This window comes from Nonomuraea sp. N2-4H (assembly GCF_045291505.1).
Taxonomy (GTDB): domain Bacteria; phylum Actinomycetota; class Actinomycetes; order Streptosporangiales; family Streptosporangiaceae; genus Nonomuraea; species Nonomuraea fastidiosa.
In genome coordinates, this window is the sequence record NZ_CP147987.1 from 7,470,737 (window position 1) to 7,484,850 (window position 14,114).

A 14,114-nucleotide genomic window follows, 5' to 3' on the forward strand; every position below is an offset into this window, starting at 1 on the left:
GGGTGATCGCTCGGGTGGTCTCGGGTGGTGCTCGTCGTGGGAGGTCCGAGCTTCGTCGAGCGGGGCGGGGTTGCGTAGGGCCGAACGGGGTTCTGGGGATGGCGGCCTGGCTGGTCTCCCTCTCCTGTGGATGCGTCTGTCCCCTGTGGATGCGTCCGGGCGTGCGGGTGTCCGCAGGCATAGGGGTGTCCGGGGGCATGGCGGTTCCCGCGGCACGATGGTTCCCGCAGCACGGCGGTCCTCCGCGGCACGGCGGTTCCCGCAGCACGGCGGTCCTCCGCGGTGGCAGTGGTGGCGGTGCTCGTGCTCGTGCTCGTGAAGACGGTGTCGGTCCCCGCAGGTTGAAGTGTTCTCCGTGGGACCGTGTCGGTCCTGGCGCGGCGGCTCAGGGGCTCCAGGGTGCCCCTCCGTACGAAAGCTCTGGGACGCCCCTCCGTACGAAAGAACGGCTCGGCTCGCGAAAGCGGAAGCGCCGCATCGCTCGGGCGAGCGGGGCGCAGCGCGCGGCGGCAAGGCAGCGGGAAAGGCGTCAGGAGGCCCGAGGAAAAGGGGCGACCCCCGCCGGGGGGAGAGCGGGGGTCGCCTGATCGGTCCGGCTCCGGGGGGGTAGAGCCGGTCCCGTTTCAGAAGAAAGCTTTCATCACTAGACCGGAGCCTGGCAAGGGACTCGCAAAGCCATCCCGAGCAAGACCGCTCCAGTTTCGGGCGATACCACCGTATGCTGCCCGATCCACTCGAGTTTCGTCGAGGAGCAATCTGGAATTTCCGCCAAGTTTTTTCGTCCTGGCATAACGATCACATAAAGATGGTCACGGAGAGTGACCGAACGGCTGGCGCGACCCATGGATGAGTAAAGGTCTTGGGGCCAGGGCTTCCCATCTGCGCGGATTGGACATAGAACGGTGTTACGGACCACCTTGTCCGGGTGCATCGACCGGGTACCCACGCGCGACCAGCCGCGGGAGGCGCGTCGTGACGGGCTTGTCCCGCTCCGACGGAAGAAGGTGCACGCTTGGTAACCCGGTGCGATGCACGGCCGACGGCGTCTCGTGACAGGGACGCCGTCCGCTATGTGCGATCCCCCTTGGTGCCGGATCAGCCCCGCTGCATGGCCTCACAGATTGCAGTCGTCTCGCGAACGCCCAGGCTTACCGCAGAGGCACAGTGCTGTACCCAGGCGGCGACGCCCTCCTTGGTGCCCGTCAGGTACGCCCTGAGCGCGTCCGCGTAGGGCAGCTCCAGATGCCCCACCTCGACCGCCACCAGCGACTTGGGGTCCAGGCCGTACTCGACCAGAGTCAGCCTCCCCGCCGCCCGGGCGACGACGCCGTCGGCCGTGCCGAAGGGGCGCAGCACCGCCAGCTCCCCATGCACCACGGCGGCGAGCACGATCGCGGGGGCCTTCGTGGGGCGTTCAAGCAGCGTGAACAGGGTCTCCATACGGGCCGTCGTGTCCACGACGCCCGGCGCCGGGCCCAGCGAGAGCGGATCCGGGGCCTCGTCCACCGATCGGGGACGTCCCAGGCCCTCCTGGTCGGTCAGGCCGGCGGCGGCCACCGTGTGCAGCCTGGCGAGCACCTGCCTGGGAGCCTTGCGCCAGGTCTGCCCCAGGCGGCCCATCTCGGCCGACGCGCGCAGCGCCCCCTGGACCAGCGGGTCGTGCACCTCGTCGCGGCGCAGGGCGTCGAGGGGTACGTCCGTGCCCTCGATGGCGGCCGACGCACGGGCCCCACGCAGGGACGACTCCGCGGACACCGCCGGGCTGGCGCGGCGCAGGACGCGGTGCCGGTAGAGCCGGTCCACGGCCTGCCGGGCCTCGTCCACCGCCTCGGGCACGCCGGGGAACTGGGCGATGACGGCCAATGGGTCACTCACGTCCCCGACCTTACCTGCGAGTAAGGGGCCTGCAGGACCTCGCGTGGTGCGTTGTGCTCATGTGCAGCCGTACGGACCGGTGGGCGCCACATCATGCAGGCGCGCGGGCACGAACGTGTAGCCGACGCCCGGCCGACGTGTAACTGACGCGTGGCGGGTATGCAGACGTGCATGCGCGCAGGTGCACGCCTCGCGGTGCACATGTGCATCGCCGCTTGTCAGAGGTGCGCGGGAAGCTGGGAGGCTGGCGCAGGAAGCTGGGAGGCTGGCGCGCAGGAAGCTGGGAGGCTGGCGCGCAGGAAGCTGGGAGGCTGGCGCGCAGGAAGCTGGGAGGCAGGTGCGCAGGAAGCCGGGGGTGGGTCGCACCACGATGTGCAGGCGGGCCCTCGGACGGGGGGTTTCCCCTGGTTTCAGTGGGGACATGGGCCAGAGCAAGGCGGGGCGAGGCGGTGCGGACCGGAGTGGCTACCGTTGCGTACGGTTACGGCAGCCGTAGATCGTGATCTTCACGGTGTTGCCGCTGGTCGTGTGGCGTGACGCGAAGAGCCGCCGCGATCATGTCGAGTTGTGACACAAGACCAGGCCGCGGCGGCTCGTGCCGTCACCGTAGCGCATACCGAGCACGCCGCTCTACACCAGGAACTCATGGCCCGGATAGCGCCCTGCTTCCCCCGCCGTGAAAGCCGCGCCACCTGCGCACAGATGCTGGCGGGGCTGCTGATGGAACTGGAGGACAAGAACTGCTGGACCCTGGCCGAGGCGGCCGGACACCCCACCCCAGACCGACTCCAGCACTTCCTGGCCCGCGCCTCCTGGGACGAGCAGCAGGTCACCGCCCAAGCCGCCCGATGGGCGATCGAGCACCTGGACGACGGCGACCCCGACCACGCCGTACTGATCATCGACGAGACCGCCGACGCCAAGTCCTCCACCGACGCCGCCGCAGCCGCCCGCCAATACAGCGGCACCCTCGGCGGTGTCGCGTTATGCCAGGTCGCAGTCCACCTGGCGTACGCCACCCCACGCGGGCACACCATCCTCGACCGCGCCCTCTACCTGCCCGCAAGCCGCGCAGCCGACGACGAACACCGCGAGCTGGCCCACATCCCCGAACAGACCATGTTCGCCACCAAACCCCAGCTCGCCGGCGACCTGCTCCAACGCGCGCACGCGACCGGCATACGCGCCGCCTTCGTCACCGGGGACGAGGTATACGGCGGCCGTGAGCTACGCACCCTGATCCGCACCCTGCTCCTGGGCTACGTGCTGGCGGTCCGCTCCAGCACCACGATCATCACCCACGCTGGACGCACCCTCGCCGCCAAAGACGCCGCCACGCTCATCCCCGCCGGCGCATGGATGCGGCTGCGCACCGGCAGCGGCACCAAAGGCACCCGCCACTACGACTGGGCGATGCTGGCCATCCGACCCGACGACACCCCCGACGAGCACGACCCCGGACACGCCGCCCTGCTGATCCGCCGCCACCGCTACACCGGCCAGATGTCGTTCTACCGCTGCTGGAGCCCGCACCCGGTGCCGCTGGCCCGCCTGATTCACGTCGCCACGTCCAGATGGCGCATCGAAGAAGATCATCAACTTGCCAAGCAGACCTGCGGCCTGGACGCCGGACAGGTCATCCGCTGGCGCTCTTGGCACCGCTGGAGCACCATGGCCTTGCTCGCCTACGCCTTCATCGCCGTGGCCACCGCCTACCAGCGTCAACTTGACGGTCCCCTCGCCGAGCATCTCGGCCTGGTCGCCATCGCCATCCCCGAACTGCTCCGCCAACTGCGCGGCGTCGTCATCCCCGACCCACGACGGGACCCCGAGCACCGTCTGACCTGGTCCATCTGGCGGCGACGGCACCAATATCGAGCGCGCCTCTGCCACCAGCGATGGCATACCTACGCCGAGACAACACCATGATCACAACAATCTACGGCTGCCGTAACGGTAGGCCCATGGGAAGGTCGAACGGGCCCGAGAAACGCCCGCAGAGCGCCCATGACCGACGATCCAGGCATTACCCGCGCCACGCCCGCACCGTTGTCCGGATCCCCGAAAACCACCACAAGGGGGACCCATAAAGGATGTTGATTCCCCGGTCCCCGCATTCTGAAGATTTCAGGATGACAACGTTTCAATAGCGTTTGTCATGCGCGCAGATAACCCGCCGACCCGCCGCGCCGCACGGTACGGACCTGTCTAGACCTCTTGTGTACGGAGGCCGTGAGCTGGTGAAGTGGGACACGAACCTATCCATTCTGGCCATAGAAGGAGCACGAGGTGGCCCCGGAGACCGCTGGTAACGAAACCCAGGCGCTGTCCAACCTGCTGCAGGAGAATCGCCGGTTCGAACCGCCGGCTGACCTGGCGGCGGCCGCGAACGTGACCGAAGCCGCGTACGGCGAGGCCGCAGCGGATCGTCTCGCGTTCTGGGAGCGCGCGGCCGATCGGCTCACCTGGGCCAAGAAGTGGGACAAGACTCTTGAGTGGAACGCGCCGTTCGCGAAGTGGTTCGTGGGCGGTCAGCTGAACGTCGCCTACAACTGCGTGGACCGCCACGTCGAGGAGGGGCGCGGGGACAAGGTCGCCTACTACTGGGAGGGCGAGCCAGAAGGCGACACCCGTACGCTGACCTACAGCGACCTGCAGCGCGAGGTCAGCAAGGCCGCGAACGCGCTGCAAGAGCTGGGCGTCGGCAAGGGCGACCGGGTGGCGATCTACATGCCGATGATCCCCGAGCTGCCCATCGCGATGCTCGCCTGCGCCCGCATCGGGGCGATCCACTCGGTGGTGTTCGGCGGGTTCTCGGCCACGGCGCTGAAGAGCCGGATCGACGACGCCGACGCCAAGGTGGTCATCACGGCCGACGGCGGCTACCGCAGGGGCAAGCCGTCCGCGCTGAAGCCGACGGTGGACGAGGCGGTCGCCGAGTGCCCGCAGGTGGAGCACGTCGTCGTCGTACGGCGTACCGGCCAGGAGATCTCCACCACCGACAAGGACATCTGGTGGCACGACCTGGTGGACCGCCAGAGCGACCAGCACGAGGCGCAGCCGCACGACGCCGAGGACCCCCTGTACATCCTCTACACGAGCGGCACCACCGGCCGGCCGAAGGGCATCCTGCACACGACCGGCGGCTACCTGACCCAGACGGCCTGGACGCACCACGCGGTCTTCGACCTCAAGCCGGAGACCGACATCTACTGGTGCACGGCCGACATCGGCTGGGTGACCGGCCACTCCTACATCGTGTACGGCCCTCTCGCCAACGGCGCCACCAGCGTCATCTACGAGGGCACGCCGGACACCCCGCACCGCGGCCGGTTCTGGGAGATCGTGCAGAAGTACAAGATCACGATCCTCTACACGGCGCCGACGGCGATCAGGACGTTCATGAAGTGGGGCGACGACATCCCCGCCAAGTACGACATGTCCAGCCTGCGCATCCTGGGCTCGGTCGGCGAGCCGATCAACCCCGAGGCGTACGTCTGGTACCGCAAGCACATCGGCGGCGACCGCTGCCCCGTCGTCGACACCTGGTGGCAGACCGAGACCGGCGCCATCATGATCAGCCCGCTGCCCGGCGTCACCGCCGCCAAGCCGGGCGCCGCCATGCGCCCGCTGCCCGGCATCAGCGCCGACGTGGTGGACGACCAGGGCAACAGCGTGCCGGACGGCGGCGGCGGCTTCCTCGTCGTCCGCGAGCCGTGGCCGTCCATGCTCCGTACGATCTGGGGCGACGACCAGCGCTACATCGACACGTACTGGAGCCGCTTCGAAGGCATGTACTTCCCCGGCGACGGCGCCAAGAAGGACGAGGACGGCGACCTGTGGCTGCTGGGCCGCGTGGACGACGTCATGCTCGTCTCCGGCCACAACATCTCCACCACCGAGGTGGAGAGCGCGCTGGTCAGCCACCCGAAGGTGGCCGAGGCCGCGGTGGTCGGCGCGACCGACCCGGTGACCGGCCAGGCCATCGTGTCGTTCGTGATCCTGCGCGGCGGCGCGGAGGAGAGCGAGGACATCGCGACCGAGCTGCGCAACCACGTGGCCAAGACGCTCGGCCCGATCGCCAAGCCGCGCCAGATCCTGGTGGTGCCCGAGCTGCCCAAGACCCGCTCCGGCAAGATCATGCGGCGCCTGCTGCGCGACGTGGCCGAGAACCGCAGCATCGGCGACGTCACCACGCTGGCCGACAGCACGGTGATGGACCTGATCTCGCAGAAGCTCCCGTCCGCCAAGTCCGAGGACTGAGCCTCCTCAGGTTCCACGTGAAACGGCCGCTCCCGGCGCACGCAGCAGCACAGCGCGCGCCGGGCAGCGGCCGTCGCGGTTTCTCAGAACGTCGAACCCCACTGATCAGAACGTCGAACCCCACTGAGGGGGCGAAGCCGCAGCCCGCCGCCCCGAGCGCTATCTTGTCCGATCAGGTAGTTCTGGGAGTGATGGCGGAACCGTGCTCGGTAAGTTCCTCGGCGTGTTCGGCGGCGCCTGGCGGCCCTCGTGGCCCGGCCTGGCGAGACTGTCGAAGGAGCAGGCACGGCGGCGGTGCTGCTTGACACGCGGGTACGCAAGCGTCGCGCTGATGATGTTTGACACGGCCAACCGGCCTCGATAGGAGACGTTCATGCCGCAGACTCCCGAGGAAGAATCGCTGGGCTCGCTGGTCGCCCAGGCGAGCAGTCACATCTCGGCCTTGATCCGCTCGGAGATCGAGCTGGCCAAGGCCGAGTTCAGGTTCGACGCCAAACGGGTGGGCACGGCGGTGGGGATGTTCGCCGGAGCCGCGTTCATGGCGCACCTGTGCCTGATCCTCGCCTCGTTCACGATCGCGTACGCGCTGGCCCAGGTGATGCCGCACTGGCTGGCCTTCCTCATCGTGACGGTGCTGTACTTGCTGGTGGCGGGCCTGGCGGTGCTGTTCGGCGTGCGCCGGCTCAAGGGCCTGGCCGGGATGAAGCGGACCACGAGATCGATCAAGGGGCTGAAGGAGATCGCCACGCCCGACGAGCAGGAGCGGAGCCGGCGCTCGCCCCCGATCGGGAGCCGGTGACCCGCGATGGCACCTGACGAGTCGGTCGTCCACATCGAGGGCCCGTGGACGCACCGCGCGGTGCACGCGGGCGGCACCCGCTTCCACGTGGTCGAGGCGGGCGAAGGCCCGCTGGTGCTGCTGCTGCACGGGTTCCCCCAGTTCTGGTGGACGTGGCGGCACCAGCTCGTGTCGCTGGCGCGGGCGGGTTATCGCGCGGTCGCGGTCGATCTCCGGGGGTACGGCGGCAGCGACAAGCCGCCGCGCGGCTACGACCTGCCGACGCTGGCGACCGACGCGACGGGCCTGATCAGGGCGCTCGGCGAGACCGGCGCGATCGTGGTGGGCCACGACTGGGGCGGGCTGCTGGCCTGGACGATGGCCGTGCTCGACGCCAAGTGCGTGCGCCGCCTGGTCGTGGTCTCGGCCCCGCATCCGCTGCGGCTGCGCAGCGCGCTGGTCACCGACCCGTTCGGTCAGCTCAAGGTCAGCGCGTGGCGGCTGGGCTTCCAGCTTCCGCTGCTGCCGGAGTACCGGCTCACCCGGCGGGACGCGGCGCTGGTGGGGCGGCTGCTCGACGCCTGGTCGCGGCCGGGGTGGCCGGGGCCGGATGAGTCGCGTACGTACCGGGAGGCGTTCCGCATCCCCGCCGTGGCGCACTCGGCGCTGGAGTACCACCGCTGGTTCGGCCGCTCGCAGCTGCGCCCCGACGGGCGGCGTTACGCCCGGCTCATGCGTACCGAGATCGAGGCCCCCACGCTGCAGCTGCACGGCGCGCTCGACCCGAGCGTGCTGCCGCGCACGGCGCAGGGGTCGAGCCGCTACGTGGCGGCTCCCTACCGGTGGCGGCTGCTCGAAGGCGCCGGCCACTTCCCCCACGAGGAGATCCCCGACGTGTTCGACACCGAGTTGCTCGGTTGGCTGAACGACCCGGAGCCCGACCGATGAGAGACCGCGATCCCGACGGCAGGCCGCGTAACGCCAGGCCGCGCGACGCGTACGGCCGGCCGCTGCCCTACGGCTCGCAGGGCATGCCGCGCGTCCCCGACGACTACGCCCCCACCACCGAGCAGGCCCTGGCCGACGGCCGCCGCTTCCTTGAGCAGGGCCTGCCGTTCAACGCGCACGAGGTGTTCGAGGGCCGCTGGAAGTGCGCGCCCGACGACGAGCGTGACCTGTGGCAGGGGCTCGCGCAGATCTGCGTCGGGCTGACGCATCTGCAGCGGGGCAACGGGCGCGGCGCGGTGACGTTGTTCAGCAGGGGCGCGGCCAAGACGCAGTCGTACGGCGGCGCGTACGACGAGGTCGGCAAGGCGGCCTCGAACCTGACCCAGGACAGCGACCCCGGCGCGGCCATCGCGCTGATCCTGGCCAAGCTGCCCCGTTAGTCGCACTTACGGGTGCTGGCGGGCGTGGTGTCGTTGCGGCCGGCCGCCGCGTCGGGGGCGACCTCCTCGGCCGTCAGCACGTAGCCGGTCTGCTCCTCGTTGATGGCGGCGGCGAAGATCACGCCGTAGACCTTGCCCTCGGGGGTGAGCAGCGGGCCGCCGGAGTTGCCCGGCAGCACCTGGCCGCGGATCACGTAGACCTTCCGCCTGACCGTGGTGTCGCGGTAGATGTCGGGGCCCTCGGCGTCGAGCTGGCCGCCGATCCTGGCGGGCTCGGCGGTGAAGCCCTTGCCCTTGGGGAAGCCGGCGACGATGGCGCTGTCGCCGCGCGAGCCGTCGCCGTCGAAGGCGAGCTGGGGCAGGTCGAGGCCGGGCACGTAGAGGATGGCGATGTCGCGGCGCGGGTTGTAGCGGACGACGGTGGCGGTGTGGCGGTTGTCGGAGGCGTCGATGACCTCGAGGTTGCGGGTCACGCCGGCCACGACGTGGGCGTTGGTCATGATGCGGCCGGGCGCGTAGACGAAGCCGGTGCCCTCGATGTGCTTGTTGCAGCTTTCGGCGTTGCCCTGCACCTTGACGATGGCGCGGCGGGCGCGCCGCAGCTCGGCGCCCTGCAGCACGCTCTGGTCGGGCGGCTGCACGTCGATGAGCGCCGGCGCCGATCGCGTCGAAGACCGGCGGGAACTCCGAGCGGTCGATGAACTTCTTGAACGGCTGCTGCCAATTGCGCGCGGCCTGCGGGATGGCGTCGTCGACGGTGGTCAGCAGCGCGGAGTTCTTCACCTGGTCGACGAGCGGGGTGAAGGACGTGGAGACGATGAGCGAGCCGATCAGCCAGGCGATGACCAGCACCGACAGCGCGCTGGCGAACGTGCCGCCGACCGCGTCGGCCACCTTGGCCGGCTCCCACGTGACGTGGCTGCGGACGACGGCCCCGAGCGTGGACGAGGCGAACTGCCCGATCGTCGCCGCGAGGAACACGATCACGATGGCCAGCAGCGCCTGCGGGGTGTCGCCATCGACCAGGGCCTTGGCGATGGGAGGCGCGATGAACACGCCGAGCACGGCGCCGCCCACGAACCCCACGAAACTCATCGCCCCGATGATGAAGCCCTGGCGGTAACCCGAGACGCCGAAGGCGATCACCAGGCCGATCAGAATGAGGTCAAGCAGATCACCGCGCACGCTTCAAAGCTAACCAGCAAGTGGGTCAAGTGTGCACGTGTTCGATCAGGATGGCGTCACCCCGCTGGCTACCTTGAGCGGTATGCCGCCGGACGGGGGAACAGTGCGCGAACTCATCCAGGCAGCTCTGCGTGACACCGATCCCGATGGGGCCCTGCGCTGGCACGTGATCTCGTTGCTGCGCGAACGGGGCGACCTGGAGTCGTTCATCGAGGCCAGGCGGCTGTGCGCCGCCGACAGCGTCGCCGAACGGTTGCTCGGCGTGGACATCATGGGCCAGTTGCGCCCCTTCGTGGACCGTACGCTTCCCGTGCTGCGCTATCTGGCGGCCAGCGAGGACGACGCGATGGTGCTGTACTCGGTGCTGATCGCCTTCGGGCACCTGGCGGACCCGCGCTCGCTCCCGTCGGTGATCGAGCTGGCGGCGCACGATGATCCCAGGGTGCGGTACGGCGCCGCGTACGCGCTGCAGCACGTGCTGGGCGAGCCGCCGGACCGCGCCGGGCTTGAGACGCTGCGGGCGCTCGCCGGCGACGAGGACGCCGACGTGGCCGGCTGGGCGGCCCTGGGCGTGGCGCTCAGGTCGGGAGCCTAGGCGGCTACTCAGCGGGTGCTGAGCCTGACGGCATCGGGCGGCAGCTCCTCAACCCGCGTCGAGTCCCACGGACGTTCGAGACCGCCCTCGCGCAGCACGGTGTCGAGGATCATCGCGGTGAACCCCCACACCAGCATCCCCCGCACCCGGAACGCGGGCCCCGGCAGGCCGCCGCGCGGGTGGCGGAGCATGAGGCGGTTGGCCGGATCGACCAGCTCGGCGATCGGCACCCGCTCGACGGAGTCGACCTCGTCGGGCGAGGCCGCGTGCACCGCGGACGGCTCGCGCCACCAGGCGATCACCGGCGTGACGCGGTTGTCGCTGTAGGTGAGGTAGAGCTCGGGCATCGTGCAGATGACGTGGACCCCGCGCGGGTCGGCGCCGGTCTCCTCCTCGGCCTCGCGCAGCGCGGCCTCGATCGGCCCGGCGTCCTCGGGATCGACGCCGCCGCCCGGGAAGGCCGGCTGGCCCGCGTGATTGCGCCCGCGCGTGCTGCGCTGGATGAGCAGCACGTCGGGGCCGTTGGGCCCCTCGCCGAACAGCATGAGCACCGCGGCGGCCCGCCCGCGCCCGTCCGGTGGCCGGAGGGGGAGTGGGACTCTGATCCGCTGCGCTTGCGCCGCCAGTCGCTCCAGCCATTCGGGCACGTGGGTCACGCATCCTCCAACACGCGGTGGTACCGATCACTTCCCCGGGTCAGGAGAACGGGCCGGATCTGACGAGCTTCTCCGCCTGTGCGGGGTCGGTGGGCCCGGTGCCGTACGAGGGGCACAGCGCGGCCAGCGGGCACACCCCGCACGCGGGCCTGCGGGCGTGGCAGATGCGGCGGCCGTGCCATATCACCCGGTGGGAGAAGATCGTCCACTCGCTCTTGGGCAGCAGCTCGCCCACGGCGTGCTCGATCTTGACGGGGTCGGTCTCCTCGGTCCAGCCGAAGCGGCGTACCAGCCGCTGGAAGTGGGTGTCGACGGTCAGGCCCGGCACTCCGAAGGCGTTGCCGAGCACCACGTTGGCCGTCTTGCGGCCCACGCCGGGCAGCGTGACCAGGTCTTTCAGCCTGCCGGGCACCTCGCCGCCGTAGCGCTCGCAGATGGCCTGCGCCATGCCGATGATGCTGTTGGTCTTGGCGCGGAAGAAGCCGGTGGAGCGGATGATCTCCTCCATCTCCGCGCGGTCCGCCGCGGCGTAGTCCTCCACCGTGGGGTACTTCGCGAAGAGCACGGGGGTCACCATGTTGACCCGCTTGTCCGTGCACTGCGCGGACAGGATGGTCGCGACCAGCAGCTCGAGCGGGTTGGAGAAGTCGAGCTCGCAATGGGCGTCGGGGTAGGTCTCCGCGAGGATGCGGTTCATCCTGCGCGCCCGCCGGACCAGGGCGAGCCGGCTCTCCGGTTTGCGCCCCGCCGCTTTCGTCGCCGCGTTCGTCGCCATGCCGCAAGAGTAGAAGCTTCCGGGGACGGTTGAACCCATGTCAGGCGCTCAGAACGGCGGCGGCCTCGGCCGACGACCCGTGGCACACGGCCGGTCGAGCTCGAAAGGTGGTCCCGGTCACGATCCGGGAACGGACGTCCGGTACCTTTCCCTCCTGACCCTCCCGGACTTCACAAGTCCGGACAAGGCACAACCACTCTGGCGTTCCCCTAACCTGTAGACGCACGCCTGGAGTGGGGTGAGTCACAATGGCAGCAGAGGAGGCAGAGTGAACACCGAAGATGTGCTGGGCAAGGCCCCCCTGTTCGCCGCGCTGGACCGCGAAAGCGCCGCGGCGCTGCGCACGAGCATCACCGAGGTCCAGCTGTCCAAGGGACAGACGCTCTTCCACGAGAACGAGACCGGCGACCGGCTCTACGTCGTGCTCGAAGGCAAGATCAAGCTGTCCCGCACCTCCCCCGACGGGCGTGAGAACCTGCTCAGCGTGCTCGGGCCGAGCGAGATGTTCGGCGAGCTGTCGCTGTTCGACCCGCGGCCCCGTACGGCCACGGCGACGGCGCTGACCGAGGTCCGCCTGGCCGGCCTCGGCCACGACGACCTGCGCCCCTGGCTGACCGGCCGTCCCGAGGTGGCGCTCCACCTCCTCCGCGCGCTGGCCCAGCGGCTGCGCCGCACCAACGACGTGCTGGCCGACCTGGTCTTCACCGACGTCCCCGGGCGGGTGGCCAAGCAGCTTCTCGACCTCGCCGAGCGGTTCGGCACCAAGACCGAGGACGGCCTGCGGGTGCACCACGACCTGACCCAGGAGGAGCTGGCGCAGCTCGTCGGCGCCTCCCGCGAGACGGTCAACAAGGCCCTCGCCGACTTCGCCGGACGCGGCTGGCTGCGCATCGAGGCCAAGGCCGTGGTCATCCTCGACGTCGAGCGCCTGCGCAACCGTTCGCGCTAGCGCCCGTCGAGGTAGTCGAGCTGGGCGGCCACCGACATCTCGGCGGCCGGCCAGAGCGAGCGGTCGACGTCGGCGTACACGATCTTGACGATCTGGCGCGGCGTGCGCGCGCCCTGTTCGCGCGCCGCCCTGATCTGGTCGAGCCGCTGCCTGCGGTGTGCGATGTAGCCGTCGAGCGCGCCGATCGGGTCGGGCAGCACCGGGCCGTGGCCGGGTAGCAGCGCCCGCGCCTCCAGGCTTTCGGCGGCGGCCCTGAGCTTGTCGAGGCTGCGCAAGTAGTCGGCGAGGCCGCCGTCGCGGGCGACGATCGTGGTGCCCCTGCCCAGCACGGTGTCGCCGGTCAGCATCGCCCGGTCGGCGGGCAGCCAGAAGCACAGCGAGTCGAACGAGTGGCCGGGCGTGCCGTACACCCGGATCTCCAGGTCGCCGACGGCCACCACGTCGCCGTCGGCGAGCCCCTCGTCGCCGAGGCGGTGACGAGGGTCGAGGGCGCGTACGGGCGCGTTTACCATCTGAGCGAACGCCTTCGCCCCTCCGCTGTGGTCGAAGTGGCCGTGGGTGAGCAGGATCGTGGTGACCCGCCGCTCCCCCAGATGGTCGCGTACGCGCCGCAGGTGGCCCTCGTCGTCCGGCCCCGGATCGACCACGATGACCTCGTCGCCGGTGCCGATCACCCACGTGTTGGTGCCGTCGAGCGTCATCACCGACGGGTTGGGCGCGAGCAGGTTCTCCGCGTGCTCGGTGCGCGAGCCGTCGGGCGAGCCGATCGGGATGTACAGGCCGCTCATGACGCCACCACCAGCCGCAGCTCGCCGTCCACCTCGACGGCCCTCGGCATGATCGTCACGATGTCGCGCGGCGTCGCCAGCACCTCCGCCACGTCGGCGCAGCCGGCCAGCTCGCTCAGCGTCCGGTACGTCGGCGGCATCAGGAAGATCTCGCCCCGGTGCGCCAGCTCGACGGCCTCGGCCGGCCGCTGCCAGACGACCCGGTCGGCCTCGCCGCCCACGTCGCGGGTGCGCTGGCCTTCGGGCAGCACGGCGACGAAGAACCGGGTGTCGAACCGCCTGGTCTCGACCTCCGGCGTGATCCAGTGCGCCCACGCCTTGAGCAGGTCCGTACGCAGCACCAGCCCCCGCCGGGACAGGAACTCGGCGAACGACAGCGAGCGGTCGATCAGCGCGAGCCTGTCGGCCTCCCAGTCGTCGCCCGTCGTGTCGTCCACGACCGAGTCAGGTCCTGGACCGGCCAGCAGCACGCCCGACTCCTCGAACGTCTCGCGCACCGCCGCGCACACCAGCCCGCGCGCCACCGCCTCGTCCGCGTGCAGCACCTCGGCCCACTCGGCGGGCGACGGCCCGGCCCATGCGACCGCCTGGTCGGTGTCGCGCGCGTCGACCGAGCCGCCGGGGAAGACGTACGCGCCGGCGGCGAAGGCCATGGTGGCCTTGCGCCGCAGCAGATAGACCTGTGGATGGCCCCCGGGCCCCGGGCGCAGGAGCACCACCGTGGCGGCGTCCCGCGCCGGAACCGGCTGGAGCCGCCCGGCCATGACCTCCCTGGCCCGGGCGGCGAGCTCGGCTGGTAGCAGCATTCCCGGCATCGCGGTCACATGACCTCCTCTAGAACTTCACTCGGTCATGGTGACAT

Annotated in this window: 13 protein-coding genes and 1 pseudogene; 7 read left to right on the forward strand and 7 right to left on the reverse strand. The window is 70.3% G+C overall.

The features are described from left to right. Positions 1–1,095: 1,095 nt before the first annotated feature. Positions 1,096–1,875, reverse strand: a complete 780-nt coding sequence (locus tag WBK31_RS34500) for an oxidoreductase (RefSeq protein ID WP_364062077.1) — start codon at positions 1,873–1,875, stop codon at positions 1,096–1,098. Positions 1,876–2,520: 645 nt separating this feature from the next. Here WBK31_RS34500 and WBK31_RS34505 point away from each other — a divergent pair. From WBK31_RS34505 to WBK31_RS34525, 5 genes are all read left to right on the forward strand, one after another. Then, on the forward strand, positions 2,521–3,804 hold the full coding sequence (locus WBK31_RS34505) for an IS701 family transposase (RefSeq protein WP_364070937.1): 1,284 nt from the start codon (positions 2,521–2,523) through the stop codon (positions 3,802–3,804). A gap of 360 nt (positions 3,805–4,164) precedes the next feature. After that, positions 4,165–6,138: an acetate--CoA ligase gene (acs, locus tag WBK31_RS34510; protein ID WP_364062074.1), complete on the forward strand. Its 1,974-nt coding sequence runs from the start codon at positions 4,165–4,167 to the stop codon at positions 6,136–6,138. A gap of 373 nt (positions 6,139–6,511) precedes the next feature. Continuing rightward, complete coding sequence (locus tag WBK31_RS34515) at positions 6,512–6,937, forward strand: phage holin family protein (RefSeq protein ID WP_378785938.1); 426 nt, start codon at positions 6,512–6,514, stop codon at positions 6,935–6,937. A gap of 6 nt (positions 6,938–6,943) precedes the next feature. Further along, positions 6,944–7,864: an alpha/beta fold hydrolase gene (locus tag WBK31_RS34520; RefSeq protein ID WP_406673773.1), complete on the forward strand. Its 921-nt coding sequence runs from the start codon at positions 6,944–6,946 to the stop codon at positions 7,862–7,864. After that, complete coding sequence (locus tag WBK31_RS34525) at positions 7,861–8,304, forward strand: DUF309 domain-containing protein (protein ID WP_364062065.1); 444 nt, start codon at positions 7,861–7,863, stop codon at positions 8,302–8,304. Before WBK31_RS34520 ends, WBK31_RS34525 begins: the two co-directional genes overlap by 4 nt. On the opposite strand, the gene WBK31_RS34530 is transcribed toward WBK31_RS34525, so the two are convergent. Both WBK31_RS34530 and WBK31_RS34535 read right to left on the reverse strand, forming a co-directional pair. Continuing rightward, the gene (locus WBK31_RS34530) at positions 8,301–8,945 is read right to left on the reverse strand and encodes a MarP family serine protease (protein ID WP_406673774.1); all 645 of its coding nucleotides are present in this window, start codon (positions 8,943–8,945) and stop codon (positions 8,301–8,303) included. The genes WBK31_RS34525 and WBK31_RS34530 overlap by 4 nt on opposite strands. 160 nt (positions 8,946–9,105) lie before the next feature. Then, positions 9,106–9,489: pseudogene (locus tag WBK31_RS34535) on the reverse strand (CvpA family protein); the annotation flags it as partial. A gap of 103 nt (positions 9,490–9,592) precedes the next feature. Between WBK31_RS34535 and WBK31_RS34540 the strand changes: the two are divergent. Then, entirely contained in the window at positions 9,593–10,084 is a 492-nt protein-coding gene (locus WBK31_RS34540) for a HEAT repeat domain-containing protein (protein WP_364062059.1), read from the forward strand. 8 nt (positions 10,085–10,092) lie between these two features. Here the strand turns inward: WBK31_RS34540 and WBK31_RS34545 are convergent, their stop codons facing one another. Together WBK31_RS34545 and nth are read right to left on the reverse strand one after the other, a co-directional pair. Continuing rightward, positions 10,093–10,740, reverse strand: a complete 648-nt coding sequence (locus WBK31_RS34545; RefSeq protein ID WP_364062056.1) for a CoA pyrophosphatase — start codon at positions 10,738–10,740, stop codon at positions 10,093–10,095. Between the two features lie 40 nt (positions 10,741–10,780). Then, positions 10,781–11,515, reverse strand: coding sequence for an endonuclease III (nth, locus tag WBK31_RS34550; protein ID WP_364062053.1), 735 nt, complete (start codon positions 11,513–11,515; stop codon positions 10,781–10,783). A gap of 268 nt (positions 11,516–11,783) precedes the next feature. Here nth and WBK31_RS34555 point away from each other — a divergent pair, with 268 nt between their 5' ends. Then, entirely contained in the window at positions 11,784–12,464 is a 681-nt protein-coding gene (locus tag WBK31_RS34555) for a Crp/Fnr family transcriptional regulator (protein ID WP_378785936.1), read from the forward strand. Here WBK31_RS34555 and WBK31_RS34560 read toward each other — a convergent pair. After that, positions 12,461–13,252, reverse strand: a complete 792-nt coding sequence (locus tag WBK31_RS34560; RefSeq protein ID WP_364062050.1) for an MBL fold metallo-hydrolase — start codon at positions 13,250–13,252, stop codon at positions 12,461–12,463. The genes WBK31_RS34555 and WBK31_RS34560 overlap by 4 nt on opposite strands. Continuing rightward, positions 13,249–14,058, reverse strand: coding sequence for an NUDIX hydrolase (locus WBK31_RS34565; protein WP_364062047.1), 810 nt, complete (start codon positions 14,056–14,058; stop codon positions 13,249–13,251). The genes WBK31_RS34560 and WBK31_RS34565 overlap by 4 nt, the downstream gene beginning before the upstream one ends. Positions 14,059–14,114: the final 56 nt, after the last annotated feature.